Origin of the sequence: Alteromonas sp. C1M14 (assembly GCF_018860965.1) — a bacterium.
In the GTDB taxonomy this organism is placed as follows: Bacteria; Pseudomonadota; Gammaproteobacteria; order Enterobacterales; family Alteromonadaceae; genus Alteromonas.
The window spans coordinates 256,574-276,489 of the sequence record NZ_JAHKQF010000011.1 but is presented as its reverse complement, the minus strand read 5'-3'; the positions used below and the strand labels follow the sequence as shown (position 1 = coordinate 276,489).

Below are 19,916 nucleotides of genomic sequence, written 5' to 3'. Positions count from 1 at the left end.
TTCAACGCTCCAATGCCCGATAATTAGGATAAAACTGCTGGCAGGAACTTGTCATTATGGGTAGGCTAACTAAAAACAAGCGTTAGATTTATAAAAATACAACAATAACAGGTAAACGTGCATGGACTGGATTTCAATTATCCCGCCGTTAGTCGCCATTTTCGTGGTGTTTTGGAAAAAAGAAGTGATCATGGCGCTACTGCTGGCCGTGCTTTGTGCTGAAGGGCTCATTCTCTTTAACGGCGCGCAAGGCACGCCATGGTTAGCCCCGGTGAATGCCATCGAACGCACTATCAGTGTTGCCTCAAGCCCCGGCAATACACGCATACTCATATTTTCATTAATGGTAGGAGCCTTACTCGCTTATATTCGCGATTCGGGCGGTGTCACCGCCACCGTAAACTGGTTAATAGGCAAGGGCGTAGCAAAAAGCAAACGTCAGGTGGGCGCATTAACAATGTTCACCGGTATTGCCGTATTTATTGAATCCAACTTAAGCGTACTTACTGCCGGTATTTTTGCACGGGGCCTGTTCGATAAATTTAAAATGAGTCGAGCTCGACTCGCCTATATCATTGATAGCACTAGCGCACCGGTGTGTATTCTTATTTTGCTTAATGGTTGGGGCGCATTTGTACTGGGCTTATTAGACGGCTACGAACTAGAACAAACCTCGGCCAGTATTCTTTGGGGCACGGTGCCATTGAATTTTTACGCCATCATTACCTTGGCGATTGTTGTCTATACCATCTCAAAAGATACCGTCCACGGGCCCATGCGCGACGAAGAAACCGCCATGTCCACCTCGCAAACGGTGTTGGACAGTGAACCGGCAACGAAAGCCCGTTATATGCTCGTCCCGCTTATCACCATGGTGGTGAGTATGGTGGGTTTTATGCTGTGGACAGGAAACGGTGTGCTAGCACAAGGTAACGGCAGTAAATCCGTGTTGTACGCCACTATATTGGCCACAGCCATTGCCTACTTTTTACTGCTTGCACACAAACGCTTTACCCATCATGAAGCCGTTTCCATTGGCTTCAAAGGCATGGGAGAGCTATTGCCCTTAGTCACCATTGTGTTGTTATCACTTACCTTAGGTGCCAGCCTTAAAGAATTAGGCACTGGTGTTTTCGTGGCGGGCATCGTTGGTGAGTACTTACCAATTACATTGATAGTGCCCATGTTATTTTTAGCCGGTGCAGTTATGTCATTCACCACGGGTACCAGTTGGGGCACTTTCGCCATTCTTATTCCTATTGGCGTTCCACTTATTCAAACTTTAGGGCTACCGCCGTCATTGGTGATAGCCGCAATTCTCGGAGGTGGTGTTTTCGGCGATCACTGCTCTCCTATATCAGACACGTCCGCCGTTTCCTCTATCGCGGCTGGGTGCGACTTGCTTACCCATATTCGAACCCAGCTTCCTTACGCATTAACTGCCGGCGGACTTACCCTTATTGCGTATGTCATCGCCAGCATCATCATGATTGGATAACTCTATGCGACTTTTATTTTTATCGCTTTTACTTTGCGTTACCGCAGGGTGCTCTGAGGACAAGGTTCCAGCACCTAAAACCACCACTGAACAAACCGTTGCTCAGCAAGCGGTATCGATGCCCGATTCCTTCGCGGCCGATGCAGCTATGGCTGTACTTAATGAAGGCGGCAATGCGGTGGATGCGGCCATTACAGCCCAATTTGTATTGGCTGTTACCTTCCCCGAAGCCGGCAACATTGGTGGCGGCGGCTTTATGACCATCTATTATGATAAAGCCGCGGCATTTCTCGATTATCGAGAAATGGCACCCGCTGCCGCTCATCGAGATATGTACTTAGACGAGAATGGCGATGTCAACAAGTATGAATCTCTGTTTGGCGCCAAAGCATCAGGTATTCCTGGCTCGGTGGCGGGCATGTGGCAAGCTCATCAACGTTTCGGCAAATTGCCTTGGGCACGTTTGGTGCAGCCCGCGGTAGATTTAGCAAAAGATGGGTTTCACGTCCCCCCTAAATTAGCCGATAAAATCGACCGCTATCTTGCCCGAATGGAAAAAGAAGGCATAACCAGTAACTTCCCCCGTTATTTTAGTGCCGCTAGAGAAGCTGGCGTGCTCTTTAAGCAACCCGAGCTTGCTGATTCTATGATGCGCATCCGTGATGAAGGGGCCAAAGGATTTTACGAAGGAAAAACGGCCAAGGTTATTGCCCAATACATGGCTGAGAACGGCGGTTTGGTTACCGAAGATGACCTACTAAGCTATGAAGCAAAATGGCGCGACCCTATTGTTTATCCTTGGCAAGACTATAAGCTGATCACCGCTCCGCCTCCAAGTTCAGGTGGTGTCGCCGTGGCACAATGGATCAACATGCTTAACGTGGTGCTTGAAACACATAAACTGCCGGCTCATGATAGCGCTGAATACATTCATCTTATGTCAGAAATCGGTAAGCGAGTATTTGCCGATCGCGCTGAATACTTAGGCGATCCGGATTATGTAGAAGTGCCAGTGGCTAAGTTGCTCGATAGCAATTATATCGCCCGTCGCGCTGCTGAAGTTAACCCAGATAGTATTTCGGTAACAGAAGATGTTAAACCCGGCTTGTACGAAAGCCCAGATACCACGCATTTTTCTGTCATGGATAAATGGGGTAATGCCGTTGCTAATACCACCACGATTAACCTCTCTTTTGGTAGCGGTGTTGTTGCCGAAGGTGCCGGTTTCTTGCTGAATGACGAAATGGACGACTTTAGCGCTAAAGCCGGTGTACCCAACTTCTTCGGTGCCATTGGCGGTAAAGCCAACGAAATACAGCCGGGGAAACGTATGCTTTCTTCGATGACCCCCACCATTGTGTTGCAAGGTAACCAGGTTAAATTGGTAACCGGCTCTCCAGGTGGTACCACCATTATCTCCTCGGTAGCTCAATCTATCTTAAACGCATTGTTTTTTGACATGAATGCAGAGCAGTCAGCCAACAGCCCTCGTTTTCATCACCAATTGTGGCCCAAAGACACCATCGCCTATCACAGTGGCTTGGCGCCTGAGGTCGTAGAAAAACTCAAAGCCATGGGTTACACAATGAAACAAAGTAACTTTGGTGACGTGCATCTTATCAAGCGCACCGATAAGGGTTTGGAAGCAGGCTCAGAGGCCCGTGGACGCGGTAAAGCCATCGTTGAAGAGACAACATTGTAATGACGCTGGTCGGGCAGGCTCCCTGCCCGGCGAACAGACATAAAAAAAGCCTGCTTATTGCAGGCTTTTTTTTACGCTGGTCTTAGGCATCAAAGGGATGACGTAAAACCATGGTTTCATTTCGATCCGGACCTGTAGAGATAATATCAATCGGAACCCCGGTAATTGCTTCTATACGGGCAATATAATCTTTCGCTTCTTGCGGGAGCTTTTCAACATCGGTAATACCAAAGGTTGAACCACTCCAGCCAGGCATTTCTTCATACACAGGCGTAACCAAATCGTAGCCATCCGCGGCCATAGGCGGAACGTCTTTTACATTTCCGTCTGCATCTTTATAGCCGGTACAAATGTGTAATGTATCCAAACCATCTAATACATCAAGCTTGGTTAGGCAAAATCCAGTGATGGAGTTTATTTGCACGGCGCGCTTCATGGCTACCGCATCAAACCAACCCGTACGACGTTTACGTCCAGTGGTGGCACCAAATTCATGCCCTTTAATGCCTAAGTGCTGACCAACATCACAATCAAGCTCAGTAGGGAAAGGTCCAGAACCCACACGGGTAGTGTAGGCTTTAACAATACCCAACACGTAATCCAATTTTAACGGGCCAAAACCTGCACCGGTAGCCACACCACCAACAGTAGTGTTAGACGAGGTTACATAAGGATACGTACCGTGGTCGATGTCTAGCAACGTGCCTTGTGCCCCTTCAAACATGATGGGTAAGCCCGCCTTGTCTGCTTTATCTAACTCGTCGGTCACATCCACAACCATCGCTTTAAGTATATCTGCAACGGACAGTGCCTGCTTAAGGGTTTCATCGAAGTCCAACGCTGGCTCGTTATAATATTGAGTCAACGTGAAGTTATGCACATCTAACACTTCCTTAAGCTTAGCGGCAAAATCTTCAGCGTTAAATAAATCGCCAACACGCAGTCCACGACGCGCAACTTTATCTTCGTAGGCTGGCCCGATGCCCCGCCCTGTTGTACCAATTGCTTTTGTGCCACGGGCTTTTTCCCGGGCAACATCCAATGCAATATGATACGGAAGAATTAGCGGGCACGCTTCGCTTATCTTAAGCCGTTCGCGAACAGGTACGCCACGCTCTTCGAGCATGCCAATTTCCGTCATAAGGGCTTCTGGGCTGAGTACTACACCATTACCAATAATACAGGTAACGTTGTCCCGCAGAATACCGGAAGGAATAAGATGAAGAACGGTTTTTTCACCGTCGATTACGAGTGTGTGACCAGCGTTGTGACCGCCCTGATAGCGAACCACGTATTTTGCGCGATCTGTTAACAGGTCAACGACCTTACCTTTACCCTCGTCACCCCATTGAGTGCCGAGTACCACAACATTCTTTGCCATGAAACTAATGCGTAAAAAAATTAGGCATGGATTCTACCAAAAATCTGGCCCTGTGATCATCTGTTTTATGTGCAAAAATGCGTCGGTTCAGCAGAAAATAGGGTTTTCCACCTGCAATGAGGCTTAAAAAAGGTAAAACAAACTCATTGCACCGACAATCACCAACACACCGCCAACTTGGCGCAATTGGTTGCTTGGCTGCTGACTAATGGCCAACAAATACAATCGCCATCGATTTGGCATAAACAACGGCCCTAAGCCCTCAATAATGCAAACGATTGCTAACGCCGACCATAATGTGTCCATTTAATCTCCTCTCTTTTTTGATAGTGTATTATTATCAGTACACTCGTCACTTAGAAAATGTTTCGCCATCGTTGATCGGAGACTTCGGTTTCCCGCAAAATGCCGCCCAACACATTTGACCAGTGACTAAATGTCACAAAGTACTTAAAAATCTGCTATACCAGTATAGGTAAATAGGCGATAAGGATATTTAATGAGATTTCCGCTACAAGGGCACTATGCTCTTGACGTATCCGGTAACCTACTGGAGGTATTCGCCACTGGTGCATGGAATAAGGCAACTGCCGAAGCCTTTGCCGAAGACATACATCGTGTCGCTCAATCTCTTCGCGGTAAGCCCTGGGCGGCCATAATGGATGGCAGAAGATGGGTGTTATCCACCCCCGACTGCCAAAACGTATTGACCAATGCCGTTGCAGATAACATATCAATGGGCCTTGTTCGTTCTGCTTATGTATTGGAACGGGGAATGGTAAAGCGCGCTCAACTTGAACGCACTCACCCTCATTTGCGGGAAGAAGCCATTAATGCGCAGTATGAACGCGCATACTTCAGTAGCTACCTAAATGCATTGTGCTGGCTGGAAGAAGACGGCTTTACTCCCTACCCCAAAAGATAGCGACTAATAAAGCAGACTATATACCTTTCGACGGTATTCAGATTTCAAGCTATCGCCATCGGGCATCGCATTAATCATATCCAGCATTAATTTTTTCGCATCCCCGAAGTTAAGATCCTTCGACAACACAGAAAACAGCAAACTTAACGCTTCAGCAGACTTATGAGCTTGTTGCAATTGCACTGCAAGTTCGACTTTTAACTCTAAATTATCCGGGTTTGCTTCAACCTGAGCGGTGAGCTCTTGTATTTGCGGTGTATCAGCGGCTTTTTCTGCCAGCTCAATTTTTCCTGCCAATGTTTGATAGCGAGAGTCTTGATCCACCAGCTTAACGGTTTCAAGTAACTGTTTTGCTGCATCCACCGACCCGTTTTCTATGAGACAGTCGATGTACATATACTTGGCGTTGATATTATCTTGATTAAGCTCGTAAGCTTGCTTTGCATGGGGGAACGCTGCTGCATAATCACCTTCGTAAATCGCTTCTCCGGCTTTTGCTAACAGGGCGTCTTCAGGCTTTGGTAGATGCTTTTCGAGTAATTCACGAATTTGCGCTTCAGGCTGCACACCGGCGAACCCGTCTACTGGCTGGCCATCTTTGATCACCATCACTGTAGGAAGACTACGAATGCCAAATTGCGCCGCCACCTCTTGTTGTGCATCACAATCCACCCGAGCAAGGAGCAGGCTATCGCCATATTCCGCGGCGATTTTCTCCAGCAACGGAGAAACCGACTTACATTCCTCACTCCACTCTGCCCAGAAATCAATTAACACCACCTTTTCCTGAGAGTCGGTTAAGATGACTTGTTGAAAGTTCTCCGGGGTAATATCTACGGTATTATTTGCAACTAAATTATCCATGACATAGGCCTTTAAAACGATTTGCCCACTAATATGGGTACTTCACGTTGAAATACAAGCAACTCGGTAAACTACTGCGCCGGAGATAATTTCAAGAGTTTCCCTTTGGGCATGTCGGTAAGCAGATAAATATACCCTTCAGGCCCCTCAATCACATCGCGGATCCGTTCGTTTCTATCTTTGAGGTATTCAACCTGTTCCCCGGGCACACCGTCTTGCATATGAATACGGCGCAAATGGGTGAATTTTAGCGACCCCACAAATAAATCGCCTTTCCATTGGGGAAATTTGTCTTTTGAATAAAAGACCATACCACTTGGCGCAATGGAGGGATCCCAATAAAGTATAGGTTGCTCCATGCCTGCCATTTCTGTTTTATCAGAAATGATATCGCCACTGTAATCAATGCCATAAGTAATCTCAGGCCAGCCATAGTTGGCACCTTTTTTAATGAGATTGACTTCATCGCCCCCTTTAGGCCCGTGTTCCATTGCCCATAACTGGCCCGTATCAGGATGCACGGTTAGCCCCTGTACGTTACGGTGGCCGTAACTGTATACCTCAGGCGCTTCCCCTTGTACAAACGGGTTATCATCGGGAACCGAACCGTCGGCATGAATACGCACAATGGTACCCAGATGGTTATTGGTATTTTGTGCTTCATCCATGAATTTATAGCGATCTCCCAAACTAATAAAAAGATCACCTGTGTTGTCAAACGCTAGGCGACAACCAAAGTGAAACCCATTGTCAGCTTGAGGTCGAGAGGTAAAAATGGTGTGTACGTCAATCAATGCGCCATTTTTTACCGTTGCTTTATCCACACTGCTACTGCTTCCGCCTTCTCCAGGTTTGCTATAACAAAAATAGAGGGTCTGATTAGCAGCGTAGTTAGGATCCACAGCAACGCCAAGCATGCCGCCTTGATTAACGGCGGCCACCTCTGGCACATTTTTCAATGGCGCAGAAAGGCCGTTATGACGGTCGAAAAAACGAATGTTTCCCGACCGTTCTGTAATTACCATGCTGTTATCTGGTAAAAATGCCATGCTCCAAGGATGACTCAATTCATCGGTAAGTACTTCTACCGCGATCTCCTCGTCCTGGACCTGAGCCACCGCAGACATGCTCATCGAAGCGAACAATAACGTGTGTAATTTCCATGATCCCAGCATAAGAGCCCCTTTATTGTGGCAACATTGCGCGTAACATCCACGCCGTTTTTTCATGTACTCGCATGCGATCACCCACTAATGCAGCAGACGACTCGTCGTCAGCTTCTTGGGCCAGTTTAAGTACTTCACGGGAGGTTTTTACAACGGCTTCATGGCCAACAGTAAGCAAGCGTACCATCTCAGTCGCTTCGGGTACCCCTTCCACTTCTTTAATAGAACTTAACTCAAAGAAGGTTTTGTACGTGCCCGGTGCGGCAACACCCAAGGTACGAATACGCTCGGCGATTTCATCCACGGCTTCTGCTAGCTCAGTGTAATGCTCTTCAAACATCAAATGTAATTCGCGAAACTGTGGACCTGACACATTCCAGTGAAAATTGTGAGTTTGAAGGTACAACGTGTACGAATCGGCTAACAAACGTTTTAGCCCTTCTGCGATTTCGGTACGATCATTCTCAGAAATACCAATGTCTATGTTACTCATGGTGAAACTCCTTAATAGGTATAGCGAATAGGGAAAATTAAAATCTATACTAATAATACTATCAGCGGCCACTTGCGGATTACTCTGCAAGTACCTTTTTAATGGTGACTCTTGGTACCCATGCCACTGTCTTGATGCTTCACTTCAACGTTAATTTCGTGTTCAACACCATCGGCAAACAGCAGCGTTAAAGGAATGCGGGTACCTTTTTCTAATCCCTTAGACAAACCGATAAGCATAATATGGTCACCACCAGGAACAAATTCATGTTCACTATGAGGCGCGATAACAATGCCATTTTTGAGCTGACGCATACGCATCATACCGTCGGTCATTTCGGTGGTGTGAATTTGCACTTCCTTTGCTATATCTGATGGCGTTTTAACAGAAAGCAAGTGTAACTTACTGTCTGATTGATTGGATAAAGTTAAATAAATGGCCCCCGTTTTGGCCATGGGAAATGTGGCTCTTGCCCAACCATCGCTGACACTAACTTGTGCCAGTGCAGACGTGCAGACGCCAAATAGCAGCCCTAAACACAGGCATACAGGGAAAGATAAACGCACGAGTATACTCCATTACTTACACAATATTCACATAGTAGGAGCAAACGCGCTGGGATGAAAGGCCGAATGATTGATTTACTTCAACTAAACGCCAAAACAGAAAGGTAACACTAGGAGAGAAGAAATGGTGCCGACTGCCGGAGTCGAACTGGCGACCTACTGATTACAAGTCAGTTGCTCTACCAACTGAGCTAAGTCGGCACACTTTCTTAAAACACACTGCGAACAGCGGATGCGTATTGTAACGGCGAAATCATTGATGTCAAGGCTGTATTTGCTTGAGCCGCCTTGCTTCTCGCCCTAATTTGGGAAAATACTCTGCGGGCACGTACTTACCAAGCTCTTCGAGCTTTTCACCTAACCCAGCGTAAGAGGATGCGGTCACATTAATGTGGCCCATTTTTCGTTTCTCCCGCACAGTTTTTCCGTACCAATGAAGATGGCAACCGGAAATTTTAAGAAGATCACGGGAAAAACTACTACAGCCTATAATGTTGACCATGGCACTTGGCCCTATGGCCGAGGTATCACCAAGAGGCAAGCCCACCACCGCTCTGAGGTGATTTTCAAACTGACTGGTGTCGCTGCCTGTCATGGTCCAGTGGCCAGAATTATGCACCCGAGGTGCCAATTCATTCACCATTAGCTTATCGCCGCACTGGAACATTTCCACCGCCAATACACCCACGTAGTTCATGCCATCGGCCAATACCCGAAAAATCTCTTCTGCTTTTTGTTGCAGCTGAGCCGACACATTTGGCGCGGGTGCCACAGACACATGTAACTGCCCCTGATGGTGTAGGTTTTCGGCTAAGGGGTACATTTGGATCTCGCCGTCTTTATCACGCACGCCGATTAATGACAGCTCACGTTCAAAATCAACCATTTGCTCCACGACCAACGGCACGGCTTGTAAATCGAGGTTGCTCAGGGCTTGCTTTAGTTCGGGTAACTGTTCTTCACTGGTTAGCCGCCATTGCCCGTAACCATCGTAACCATCTCTGCTGGCCTTAATGATGAGTTGATGACCAAGGGCAGACACACAATCTTCGAGTTGATCTGTATAGGTCACAACCTGATGGGCAGCGTTGGGAACATTCAACGCATCAAGTAAACGCTTTTCCCGAACTCTGTCTGCCCCCACAAGAATGGCATTCATTGACGGGAATAATTTATCTGTTTTACTGGCGTCTTCGAGTAAGTGCTCTGGCACATGCTCAAATTCCACCGTCAAGGCATCAGAGGCTTCCAACGCTTGGGCCAAGCTAACATCCAGCGGACGTTTACTCACAGGATGCACAACGGTATCGGTGTTCACATCCACAGCCTGCACATCAATACCTAGAGGACATCCCGCCAGATACATCATTTGCGCTAGCTGACCGGCTCCGTAAACCAGAACTCTCATTCATCTAACTCCAAATTGCCGTTACTTAGTACCGTTTCGGTTTGTTTTTGCCTAAATGCGATCACCGCTTCTCGCACCGATTCATCCTGTAAAGCAACGACCTGAGCGGCAAGTAAACCGGCATTGGCAGCACCCGCATCCCCAATGGCGAGGGTGCCTACTGCTACCCCTTTAGGCATTTGCACAATGGACAACAACGAATCGATACCGTTAAGCGCTTTAGATTTTACTGGGCAACCAAATACGGGAAGATGGGTGTGCGCGGCAATCATGCCAGGCAAATGGGCAGCGCCACCAGCCCCTGCAATCACGCAACTGAACCCTTGTTCATGTGCTGATTCTGCAAATTCCACCAATAAGTTTGGTGTGCGATGAGCCGAAACTACCTTCGCCTCAAACTCAACGCCAAATGATTTAAGCATCTGTGCCGCATTTTGCATCGTCGGCCAATCAGACGTAGATCCCATGACAATAGCAACTTTAGCCATCGTATGACTCCCGTAGTATGAGAAACTGATTTAACTTACCCTTGGGCTGAACATTGTCTTTCGGTAAGTCGGAAAGCACGCGATTTTAGCATAAAAAACAATAATACCTACACAAGCCGCATTATTTAGATTAAATTAAATAAAGCATAAACTTATATTTTACAATCATCTATATGGCGCGTATTCACGGCGCAAATACCATGGAGTCCCCATGCAGTCTTTAACGTTCCGCCTTCTGGAGGTATTCCAGAGTATAGTCGACAACGGCTCAATCACCGCAGCGTCGACAGCCCTTTCGCTGTCTCAACCGACCGTGTCATTGCAACTGAAGAAGCTTAGCTCAGTCGTCGGTATGCCCTTATTCGTCCAAACTTACGGTCAGTTAACCCTCACCGAAGCAGGAGAAGCCGTTTATCAGTGTGCCCAAGAAGTGCTGGGCTCTCAGTCCCGATTAGAAAGTCAAATTCAAGCCTTACAGGGGGTGGAAGTTGGGATTCTAAAATTAGCCGTGGTCACCACGGCAAAATATGTCATCCCACCAATACTGAGTCCGTTCTGCAAACATCACCCTAATATTGATGTTCGCTTTACCGTAGGGAATCGAGCCACCATCATCGACCGGCTTCAACACAATTGCGATGATATTTATATCTTTAGCCAACCGCCGAAAGATGAAACCTTGCAGTGCACTCCATTTATGCAAAATCGACTGGTGGTGATTGCGCCACAAGATTACGACGGTCCGGATAATTGCAACTTACAAACCTTGTGCAAATATAAATTTTTACTGCGGGAATTTGGCAGTGGCACTCGACGTGCCGTGCAGGAGTATTGTGACGACAAAGGGATCACCTTTAATAATCCTATGATCATCGAAAGCAATGAGGCCATTCGTCTGGCGGTTACTTCTGGGCTAGGATTAGCCATACTGTCTGAGCACACTTTGGCGCAAACGCCCAAAGATGGCGTTAAAATATTAAATGTGACAGACTTTCCCCTTGTGAACCACTGGCAAGCTGTTACCGTAAAACATCGACAGATAAGTTTGGCGGCGCAAGCGTTTCGTCGAGCTCTATTGAATGTGGAGTAAATAGATGGCAACAAAAAAAGTTGAGAAAGTACTAGATGGCCTCGTCTCAGAGGTTAACTTTTTTCTAAAGCGTGATTCTGCGGCGGGCATTATCCTAATGGCAGCCACCGCACTGGCACTGATTATTGCCAATACACCGCTGAATGTGTATTACAATCAGCTCATTGATATGAAAGTTACCATCGCCGCTGGCACTTTTTCAATCGATAAAGCCTTACTGCTATGGATAAACGATGGCTTAATGGCGATCTTTTTCTTCCACGTTGGGCTAGAATTAAAACGGGAAGTGTGTGAAGGGGAGCTCTCTAACCCTAAAGACATTGTATTACCTGCAGCGGGCGCCGTTGGAGGTATGATCATTCCGGTAGCCATTTACCTGTTTTGTACCTGGGGTTTCGAAGACGCCATGTCTGGATGGGCCATACCCGCCGCCACCGATATCGCCTTTGCCCTTGGCATCATGGCGCTGTTAGGAAGTCGAGTACCTGCAAGTTTAAAAATATTTCTGGTCACCCTCGCCATTATTGATGATATTGGTGCCATCGTTATTATCGCTCTTTTCTACACCAGTAATATCACCCTAACGGCACTGGTTGTGGCCGCAGTGTGCTTACCAGTGCTCTATCTTATGAATAAGCGTAATATGGTTGACCTGCCCGCTTATATTCTTGTGGGAATTGTACTTTGGGTGGCAATGTTGAAATCTGGCGTGCATGCTACGTTAGCCGGTGTTGTATTGGCTGCATTCATTCCCATGCGCGATAACAAAAACCGTGGCTACTCACCTGTCACCCACCTAGAGCACAGCTTAAACAGCACGGTCAGCTTTGCTATTTTACCTATCTTCGCCTTTGCTAACGCGGGTATCGATTTCAGTCAAATAAATGCTGACGGCATCTTCCATCCCGTTACTTTCGGTATTTTCATGGGGTTAGTGGTAGGAAAACAAGCTGGCGTATTTGCCTTTAGCTGGCTTGCGGTCAAGCTGAAACTTGCCAGCTTGCCAAACGACTTGTCGTTTAAGCACATTTACGGCTGTGCCTTGTTATGTGGAGTCGGTTTTACCATGAGCCTCTTTATTGGCTCACTGTCATTTGAAGACACTGGGGTAAACCGTGTTTTTGATGAACGTATCGGTATATTAACGGGCTCATTAGTTTCTGCCCTACTCGGTTACTTGGTGCTGTTCTTAGTGGGCAGTAAAAGCAAGCCGGACAAGGTGGAAGACCCTCAAATACCGTTAGAGCCTTGAGACCGATAATACACCTCTGCCAGCTTATTCAATAGCTGGTAGCGCCTTACCGGTTTACTCAAATAACCGTCCATGCCGGCATTCAGACAGGCTTCTTGATCTTCTGAAAAGGCATTGGCGGTTAGCGCAATAATGGGTAAAGAGCTTAACTTACCGGGTAAAGCTCTTATCCGTTTAGTCGCTTCAAACCCATCCATAACAGGCATCTGACAATCCATCAGTACACAATCTACAGCAATCTGATTAAGGGCTTTTAGCGCTTCTGCACCGTTAGCAACACGCACACATCGGATCTTTTGCGCTTTAAGCATATCCAAAACAATTTGTGCGTTGATGTCATTATCTTCAACAACCAGCACTCTCAAATTGTCCGGCAATTCCGGTAACGATGTGCCGTCAAGGTGGGTATCAACTTTAGCGACGGTAAACGGTAACTTTACAATAAACCGCGTCCCTTCACCTAAGGTAGATTGCACCTCAAGGGTTCCACCCATCAACGCCACCAGCTTTTGGGTAATGGCCAGGCCTAAGCCTGTTCCACCATATAAACGGGTTGTGGAGGTGTCAGCCTGTGCAAACTGTTCAAAAATAGTCTCTAACTTGTCGTTTGCTATGCCCACACCGGTATCTCCCACCATCAGGGTGAAGGTTTCGTCGCTATAACTGACATGAACGGTGATCTCACCTTCTTGGGTAAATTTCACCGCATTACTTAATAGATTATTCACAATCTGCGACAGCTTGCCCATATCGCCATTTACCGCCAATGGCAATGCGGTGAGGTTGGTCATGGAGCAAGTCACCCCTTTGTTAATTGCTACATCTTGATGCAAGTAAAAAGCGGACTCCACTAACTCCTGTAACGAGAATGCAGAGTGATCCAGTTGCATTCGACCGGCTTCAATTTTTGACCAATCTAAAATACTGTCCAAAATCATCAATAGGTTAGCCGCAGATTGAGAAATCATGCTAATACGACGGGCTACCGGATAAGGTAAGGCTTCGTCCATGAGGTTTTCACAAGACCCGATGATGCCATTCATGGGAGTGCGAATTTCATGGGACATATTGGCTAAAAACTGGGATTTTGCTACCCCTGCTGCTTCGGATTCTTTTAACGCTTCGGCCAGCGACCGCGTTTTGTTTTCAATGCGAGATTCTAACGAGGTATTGAGGGTATTTAGCTCCTGGTTTAATCGCTTTTCTTCAACACGTGATGCGTCTAATTCTGCAAAGGCCGCAATCAGGCGCTGTTGAAGTGATTCAAAGGACTTTTCAAGGGCCGCTAATTCCCCAATAGCAAAATAATTAGAAGCCCCTTCAACCCGACGTGTAGTCTGCGGGTTAAAGACCTCAAATTGTCTAATAAGCCGCTTTAAGGGTTCGCTTAAGAAACGAGACAACATATAGCCCACACCGACGCCAAAACAAGCAAACAGCAAAATAAGCTGCAAAACGGTGATCACCGAAGCGTTCGTTAGTGCAAGAAAGGATTTATAGTCAAAGAAAAAGCGCACTTTCCAATCATATGGCTGAATGAGCGCACTTTGTAAGAACCAACTTTTACCTTTGTATTGAACCAGATCTTCGCAGGTTTTTGCTGCACAATCCGGTAGTTCAAGTGTGGTTAATGAATGAATACCTAGTGAAGATGACGCGTAAACCACCCGCCCTTCACTATCTTCAATGAGCATCCGAAAACCGCCAATGTTTTGCCCATCGAACTGACTGAAGGTTTTCAGTGATAGAGAGCCTTCTAGGACCCCCCGCACTTTGCCATACTGGTCCACCACCGGCGACGACACAGCAACAATCGGCTCTTGCCCAAAACCTCGGCCTCTAAAAGCATCAGACAAGTAGCGTTGATGAGAATCCATCACATTTTTAAAATAGGCTCGCTCAGACAAATCTAACATACCTGAACGTTTAACTTGCTCCATTAATGCTAACGGCCAAGCGTGGGTAATGATGCCTTGTTCATTGGTCGTCAAAAACGTAAGAAATTCTGGGCTGTATTGCGCCAGCGAAGCCATCACTTCACCGATGGCAGGGGTATCTTCGCTTAACGATGCATCCAATAGAGACAAGTTTTTAGCTGCTAAGCTGATGGCATCTTGGTTTTCAGTTAAAAAATCACCAATTTGCTCACTTAAAACAAACGTTCGTTGACGCATATAGCTGTCGATTTGCGCTTTTTGTTTACTTTGGTGCTGATGGATAAACGCATAGCTCACCGTGAACACTGACACAAAGAACAGGCCACAAAAACAATATGCTAATAGGTGTTTAAAATTAATTTTGCCCGCGACTTGCTGGGGCTGAAAACGCAGGATAATAAAAAGATAAATAAGATGTGCAATCAGCACACTCATCACCGCGCCCAGCCAAGTAATGGAAGCGGCTGAAATAACGGCTAAAGACATGCCAGAAAAGCGCACACCATAGTCAATAAGTAACACCGGCACGGCGACGAGGGTGAAATAGCCCAGCCCAATCTTTAATGGTTGGCGCAGGTGACGTTTATACCCATATAGTGAGAAAGCCAAAGGCAATGCTGTCAGAAGCAGCACTGGTACAGATACACCATATTGATACAGAGAAGGGGCAAGGATCAGGCATATTGCGGGAATGGCCCACGCCGGCGAAAAAAGCAGCGCCACCAGCATAGCCACAGGTAGGCCGAACAAGGTTAGGCCTTCGCTAAGAAACGGTTTGGGAATAAAGTTAAGGCTACATCCCACTACCGTAAGTAGTAGGATCCAACCAATTGAATTTTGACGCATTATCTCAAACGTTTTCCATTAATAAAGCAACCATTTAGTTCCCTTGATTCATGTAATCGAGGGTTAAATTGGTGAGCAATTTCACACCCAGCTTCATACCGGCATCGTCGACATAGAAATCGGGAGTATGATGAGCCGGTGAGTCCTCTTCAGCCACATCTAAGGGTTTTCCACCTACCCAAAGAAACAAGCCAGGGACTTTTTCTTGGAAAAAAGAAAAATCTTCAGCGCCGGTTACGGCTTTAGCCAACACCGCATTTTCCTGCCCCGCAGTACGTTGCAAAGTAGGCAACATCTGTGCGGTGAGATCAGGATCATTAAAGGTGATGGGATAACTGTAATCCAACGGTAAGGTCAAATCAGCTGTCGCTCCCATACTTTGTGCGATGCCTTTGACTTTACGCTCCATAGCTTCATACATATGCGCTCGGGCATCTTTATCCAGCGTTCGTATGGTTCCTACCAGTTCCACTTCCCGGGGAATGATATTAGAACGATTTCCGCCATGAATAGCACCAACGGTAACCACCGCGGCATCGTCAATCAGTTTAATTTCTCGACTAACAATGGTTTGTAACGCCATGACCATTTGCGCCGCAGTAACAATAGGATCGACACTTTTCCAAGGGTAAGCGCCATGTGCTTGCTCGCCATGGATAACAATTTTAAACGGATCAACCGCTGCCATCGCACCGCCCGGCTTATAACTCACCTTGTTGATATCTAAATTAGAGCTAATATGTAAACCAAATATCACGTCTACATCTGGGTTTTTAAGCACCCCTTCTTTCACCATGACTTCCGCCCCGCCAACTTCGCCAGGAGGCGCGCCTTCTTCTGCAGGCTGAAAGATAAACTTCACTTTACCGGTTAATTCGCCTTTCATTTCGGTGAGAATTTTTGCCGCGCCCATTAGCATAGCCATATGGGTATCGTGGCCACAGGCGTGCATAACCGGCACTGTTTTACCGTCATATTCACCTTGGACTTGCGAGCGCCAAGGCAAATCATTTTCTTCCGGTACAGGTAAAGCATCCATATCTGCGCGAAGCGCTACCACGGGCCCTGGCTTTCCCGTATCCAATATTGCCACAACACCGGTAGACGCAACGCCGGTTTCCACTTCCAAGCCTAAGGAACGTACATATTTTTCGATGTATTTTGCCGTTTCGTATTCACGATTAGACAACTCAGGGTGCTGATGGAAATGATGACGCCATTTTATGACTTCTGGTTCAATACTATCGGCCAATGCATCTACCGATGAATTTGCCTTTGAAGCAGAGGAAAATAACAGTAAGGTAACAATTGGAAGGAGGCTTTTACGCATTATTCTTATTCCCTGAAATATATGGCGTTAACCCTATCCCAAACCACATTTATTTGAAAGAAATGCTTACTAATATTGGGCCTGAGACCGGCAAATCTAGACTTTAGTCTAATGCCGTTGGCACAAAAAAGCGGGTTGATGAGCAACCCGCTTTTCATTTCTCATTACGACACCCGTATTAATTACGCTGTCGCTTCATCGCATCAAAAAACTCATTATTGGTTTTCGTCATGGATAGTTTATTAATTAAAAACTCCATGGCGTCAATTTCTGACATTTCGTGCACAATTTTACGCAAGATCCACATTTTCTGTAGTTCTTCTTGGGATGTCAGTAATTCTTCACGACGGGTACCCGAACGATTAAAGTCGATGGCAGGGAAAACCCGCTTTTCAGCGATTTTACGGTTCAGGTGAAGCTCCATGTTACCGGTACCTTTAAACTCTTCATAGATAACTTCATCCATTTTAGAGCCAGTATCGATAAGCGCAGTAGCAATGATGGTAAGACTTCCGCCTTCCTCAACATTTCGGGCTGCACCAAAGAATCGCTTCGGTTTATGCAATGCGTTCGCGTCCACACCACCGGTCAGGACTTTACCTGACGAAGGAATAACGGTGTTGTAGGCACGGGCAAGACGGGTAATGGAGTCAAGTAAGATAACCACATCTTTTTTGTGCTCAACCAAGCGTTTGGCTTTCTCGATAACCATCTCGGCAACTTGTACGTGACGGCTAGCGGGTTCATCAAAGGTTGATGCCACCACTTCGCCCTGCACCAAACGATGCATTTCGGTCACTTCTTCTGGCCGCTCGTCAATCAGCAATACCATTAATTCACAATCAGGATGATTGGCGGCAATGGACTGAGCGATGTTTTGCAGCAATAGGGTTTTACCGGCTTTAGGCGGCGCAACGATTAAGCCACGCTGACCTTTACCAATGGGTGATGCCAAATCCAGGACACGTGCCGTAATGTCCTCTGTTGAACCATTACCACGCTCCATGCGCATGCGATCGGCAGCGTGTAGAGGAGTAAGGTTTTCAAAGAGGATTTTATTACGGGAGTTTTCTGGCTTGTCGAAATTGACTTCACGGATTTTTAAAAGTGCGAAGTAACGTTCGCTGTCTTTAGGTGGCCTAATCTTGCCTGCGATAGTATCGCCTGTGCGAAGATTGAATCGTCGAATTTGACTGGGAGAGACATAAATGTCATCTGGACCAGCTAGGTAAGAGGAATCAGCTGAACGCAGAAAGCCAAAGCCATCCTGCAGTATTTCCAAAACACCATCGCCGAAGATATCCTCACCGCCTTTGGCGTGGTTCTTCAAGATAGAAAAGATAATGTCTTGTTTTCTGGCGCGAGCCATATTTTCCAGGCCCATTTGTTCGGCCAGAGCGACCAACTCGCTAATCGGTTTATTCTTCAGTTCGGTTAAATTCATACTGGTGGGTCTTTGTGCTTGAAATTCGCTTACGGGACGTTAGTCCCTAATTAAAAAAAATAGTTGGAATTGAGTTTCGCCTAGGTGAGGCGGAAGCAGAACGCGGATCGCGTATAGAGCTAATACAGAAACGTTAGCACCATAATCTATCAACGTCTACTTTTTTCCCACTAAATGTTAAAAAATATTTAAATTATGCCTTCGGCACTGTAAAAAGTCAGTTTAAGAGGGCAAGACACGGGTCACAATTCCATAAGTCCCATCGATTTTCGCCGCGATAGGAAGAATGACCTCATAACCGCTTCCAGGCGCCACAGAAATTGCGCTTTCTTTATCGCTGTATAGCGCGGTTACCCGTTCCATATAGTTATGTGCCGGTGTCATGATTTCAAGGGTATCACCCACTTGAAAACGGTTTTTTACCGCCACCTTAAGCCCTTTTGTCGTTTGCCCTATTACCTCGCCGACAAGTTGACGGGATGTACTTTTAGACTCCCCTCGGTCATATTGCTGGTAGGCATCGTGCCGATGTCGGTTTAAAAAGCCTTCAGTGTAGCCTCGGTTTGCAAGATGCGCTAATTGATCACTCAGGGTAGGATCGAAGGACTTGCCGCTAACTGCATCATCAATGGCTTGACGGTACACTTGAGCAGTACGAGCACAATAGTAAAATGACTTAGTTCTGCCCTCGATTTTAAGTGAATCCACACCGATTTCAACCAGTTTGTGCACATGCTCTACAGCGCGAAGATCCCTAGAGTTCATGATGTAGGTGCCATGTTCATCTTCAAATGCAGGCATTAATTCATCGGGTTTTTGTGGCTCTTGCAGCAAGTAAGCTTGAGCGGTAGCTTCCCCCTGCCCGAGTGTTGGTTCAGGTACAAACTGTCCTACTTCGTTTTCTTTCGCCGGCGCCACCTTGTATTGCCAACGACAAGCGTTGGTACAAGCACCTTGGTTAGCATCCCGTTTATTAATATAGCCTGATAACAAACAGCGCCCAGAATAGGCCATACACAACGCGCCGTGCACAAACACCTCTAATTCGATATCTGGGCAGCGCTGTCTGATCTCAGCGATTTCATTAAGACCAAGCTCACGGGATAAAATAACGCGCTTGATCCCCTGTTGTTGCCAAAACTGGACACTTGCCCAGTTCACCGTATTGGCTTGAACCGACAGATGAATAGGCAGATCAGGAAAATGTTCACGGGTTAGCATAATCACTCCAGGGTCGGACATGATCATGGCATCCGGCTTCAACGCAGCCACTGGCGCTAGATCGGTTAAGAAGGTGTTAAGCTTACTATTGTGAGGCGCAATGTTATTCACAATGTAAAGTTTTCGCTTTAATGCCTGCGTGATTGTTCTGGCTTCGGCCAGTTTTGCTAACGTAAATTCATTGTTTCTAACCCGCAAAGAATAGCGAGGTTGCCCTGCATAGACGGCGTCAGCCCCGTACGCTAGCGCATATTGCATATTTTTGATCGACCCTGCAGGCGACAAACACTCCGGCTTTTTCATTC

Annotated in this window: 17 protein-coding genes and 1 tRNA gene; 5 read left to right on the top strand and 13 right to left on the bottom strand. The window is 46.7% G+C overall.

Annotated elements, in window-relative coordinates; genetic code table 11:
• The first annotated feature begins 121 nt into the window (after positions 1–121).
• Together KO501_RS10765 and ggt are read left to right on the top strand one after the other, a co-directional pair.
• Complete coding sequence (locus KO501_RS10765; RefSeq protein WP_216029673.1) at positions 122–1,498, top strand: Na+/H+ antiporter NhaC family protein; 1,377 nt, start codon at positions 122–124, stop codon at positions 1,496–1,498.
• Between the two features lie 4 nt (positions 1,499–1,502).
• Positions 1,503–3,200 carry a gamma-glutamyltransferase gene (ggt, locus tag KO501_RS10760; RefSeq protein ID WP_216029672.1) on the top strand — a complete coding sequence of 566 codons (1,698 nt, stop codon included), beginning with the start codon at positions 1,503–1,505 and terminating at the stop codon, positions 3,198–3,200.
• A gap of 82 nt (positions 3,201–3,282) precedes the next feature.
• Here ggt and KO501_RS10755 read toward each other — a convergent pair whose 3' ends face one another.
• Together KO501_RS10755 and KO501_RS10750 are read right to left on the bottom strand one after the other, a co-directional pair.
• Positions 3,283–4,581, bottom strand: coding sequence for an adenylosuccinate synthase (locus KO501_RS10755; RefSeq protein WP_216029671.1), 1,299 nt, complete (start codon positions 4,579–4,581; stop codon positions 3,283–3,285).
• A gap of 123 nt (positions 4,582–4,704) precedes the next feature.
• Positions 4,705–4,887, bottom strand: a complete 183-nt coding sequence (locus tag KO501_RS10750) for a DUF2065 domain-containing protein (RefSeq protein WP_216029670.1) — start codon at positions 4,885–4,887, stop codon at positions 4,705–4,707.
• Between the two features lie 193 nt (positions 4,888–5,080).
• Here KO501_RS10750 and KO501_RS10745 point away from each other — a divergent pair, with 193 nt between their 5' ends.
• On the top strand, positions 5,081–5,506 hold the full coding sequence (locus KO501_RS10745; protein WP_216029669.1) for a hypothetical protein: 426 nt from the start codon (positions 5,081–5,083) through the stop codon (positions 5,504–5,506).
• A gap of 3 nt (positions 5,507–5,509) precedes the next feature.
• On the opposite strand, the gene trxA is transcribed toward KO501_RS10745, so the two are convergent.
• The 7 genes from trxA to purE form a co-directional block, all read right to left on the bottom strand.
• Entirely contained in the window at positions 5,510–6,370 is an 861-nt protein-coding gene (trxA, locus tag KO501_RS10740) for a thioredoxin (RefSeq protein ID WP_216029668.1), read from the bottom strand.
• A 71-nt stretch (positions 6,371–6,441) separates the two neighbouring features.
• Positions 6,442–7,545 carry a PQQ-dependent sugar dehydrogenase gene (locus tag KO501_RS10735; RefSeq protein ID WP_252728331.1) on the bottom strand — a complete coding sequence of 368 codons (1,104 nt, stop codon included), beginning with the start codon at positions 7,543–7,545 and terminating at the stop codon, positions 6,442–6,444.
• Positions 7,546–7,555: 10 nt separating this feature from the next.
• The gene (locus KO501_RS10730; RefSeq protein WP_216029666.1) at positions 7,556–8,029 is read right to left on the bottom strand and encodes a Dps family protein; all 474 of its coding nucleotides are present in this window, start codon (positions 8,027–8,029) and stop codon (positions 7,556–7,558) included.
• 98 nt (positions 8,030–8,127) lie between these two features.
• The gene (locus tag KO501_RS10725; RefSeq protein WP_354667824.1) at positions 8,128–8,595 is read right to left on the bottom strand and encodes a copper chaperone PCu(A)C; all 468 of its coding nucleotides are present in this window, start codon (positions 8,593–8,595) and stop codon (positions 8,128–8,130) included.
• 125 nt (positions 8,596–8,720) lie between these two features.
• Positions 8,721–8,796, bottom strand: a tRNA-Thr gene (locus tag KO501_RS10720).
• A 61-nt stretch (positions 8,797–8,857) separates the two neighbouring features.
• Entirely contained in the window at positions 8,858–10,003 is a 1,146-nt protein-coding gene (locus KO501_RS10715; protein WP_216029665.1) for a 5-(carboxyamino)imidazole ribonucleotide synthase, read from the bottom strand.
• Positions 10,000–10,491 (bottom strand): 5-(carboxyamino)imidazole ribonucleotide mutase, encoded by a 492-nt coding sequence (purE, locus tag KO501_RS10710; protein WP_216029664.1) that lies wholly within the window; start codon positions 10,489–10,491, stop codon positions 10,000–10,002. The genes KO501_RS10715 and purE overlap by 4 nt, the downstream gene beginning before the upstream one ends.
• 211 nt (positions 10,492–10,702) lie before the next feature.
• On the opposite strand from purE, the gene KO501_RS10705 reads away from it, so the two are divergent.
• A complete protein-coding gene (locus KO501_RS10705) occupies positions 10,703–11,581 on the top strand; it encodes a LysR family transcriptional regulator (RefSeq protein ID WP_216029663.1) in 879 nt (292 codons plus the stop codon).
• 4 nt (positions 11,582–11,585) lie between these two features.
• Complete coding sequence (gene nhaA / locus KO501_RS10700) at positions 11,586–12,833, top strand: Na+/H+ antiporter NhaA (RefSeq protein WP_216029662.1); 1,248 nt, start codon at positions 11,586–11,588, stop codon at positions 12,831–12,833.
• Here nhaA and KO501_RS10695 read toward each other — a convergent pair.
• The 4 genes from KO501_RS10695 to yegQ all read right to left on the bottom strand — a co-directional run bounded on the left by KO501_RS10695 (position 12,812) and on the right by yegQ (position 19,914).
• On the bottom strand, positions 12,812–15,616 hold the full coding sequence (locus KO501_RS10695) for a hybrid sensor histidine kinase/response regulator (protein WP_216029661.1): 2,805 nt from the start codon (positions 15,614–15,616) through the stop codon (positions 12,812–12,814). The genes nhaA and KO501_RS10695 overlap by 22 nt on opposite strands.
• 34 nt (positions 15,617–15,650) lie before the next feature.
• Positions 15,651–16,946, bottom strand: coding sequence for an amidohydrolase (locus KO501_RS10690; protein WP_216029660.1), 1,296 nt, complete (start codon positions 16,944–16,946; stop codon positions 15,651–15,653).
• Positions 16,947–17,124: 178 nt separating this feature from the next.
• Positions 17,125–18,390, bottom strand: coding sequence for a transcription termination factor Rho (gene rho / locus KO501_RS10685; protein WP_216029659.1), 1,266 nt, complete (start codon positions 18,388–18,390; stop codon positions 17,125–17,127).
• Positions 18,391–18,612: 222 nt separating this feature from the next.
• Positions 18,613–19,914 (bottom strand): tRNA 5-hydroxyuridine modification protein YegQ, encoded by a 1,302-nt coding sequence (gene yegQ / locus KO501_RS10680; RefSeq protein WP_216029658.1) that lies wholly within the window; start codon positions 19,912–19,914, stop codon positions 18,613–18,615.
• Between the last annotated feature and the right edge of the window lie 2 nt (positions 19,915–19,916).

Bases quoted from the DNA above. Each gene is read 5' to 3' on its own strand.
- KO501_RS10715 (WP_216029665.1), bottom strand. From the start codon at position 10,003: ATGAGAGTTCTGGTTTACGGAGCCGGTCAGCTAGCGCAAATGATGTAT.
- KO501_RS10690 (WP_216029660.1), bottom strand. From the start codon at position 16,946: ATGCGTAAAAGCCTCCTTCCAATTGTTACCTTACTGTTATTTTCCTCT.
- KO501_RS10750 (WP_216029670.1), bottom strand. From the start codon at position 4,887: ATGGACACATTATGGTCGGCGTTAGCAATCGTTTGCATTATTGAGGGC.
- KO501_RS10695 (WP_216029661.1), bottom strand. From the start codon at position 15,616: ATGCGTCAAAATTCAATTGGTTGGATCCTACTACTTACGGTAGTGGGA.
- KO501_RS10735 (WP_252728331.1), bottom strand. From the start codon at position 7,545: ATGCTGGGATCATGGAAATTACACACGTTATTGTTCGCTTCGATGAGC.
- yegQ (WP_216029658.1), bottom strand. From the start codon at position 19,914: ATGAAAAAGCCGGAGTGTTTGTCGCCTGCAGGGTCGATCAAAAATATG.
- KO501_RS10705 (WP_216029663.1), top strand. From the start codon at position 10,703: ATGCAGTCTTTAACGTTCCGCCTTCTGGAGGTATTCCAGAGTATAGTC.
- purE (WP_216029664.1), bottom strand. From the start codon at position 10,491: ATGGCTAAAGTTGCTATTGTCATGGGATCTACGTCTGATTGGCCGACG.
- ggt (WP_216029672.1), top strand. From the start codon at position 1,503: ATGCGACTTTTATTTTTATCGCTTTTACTTTGCGTTACCGCAGGGTGC.
- trxA (WP_216029668.1), bottom strand. From the start codon at position 6,370: ATGGATAATTTAGTTGCAAATAATACCGTAGATATTACCCCGGAGAAC.
- KO501_RS10765 (WP_216029673.1), top strand. From the start codon at position 122: ATGGACTGGATTTCAATTATCCCGCCGTTAGTCGCCATTTTCGTGGTG.
- KO501_RS10745 (WP_216029669.1), top strand. From the start codon at position 5,081: ATGAGATTTCCGCTACAAGGGCACTATGCTCTTGACGTATCCGGTAAC.
- nhaA (WP_216029662.1), top strand. From the start codon at position 11,586: ATGGCAACAAAAAAAGTTGAGAAAGTACTAGATGGCCTCGTCTCAGAG.
- KO501_RS10755 (WP_216029671.1), bottom strand. From the start codon at position 4,581: ATGGCAAAGAATGTTGTGGTACTCGGCACTCAATGGGGTGACGAGGGT.
- KO501_RS10730 (WP_216029666.1), bottom strand. From the start codon at position 8,029: ATGAGTAACATAGACATTGGTATTTCTGAGAATGATCGTACCGAAATC.
- rho (WP_216029659.1), bottom strand. From the start codon at position 18,390: ATGAATTTAACCGAACTGAAGAATAAACCGATTAGCGAGTTGGTCGCT.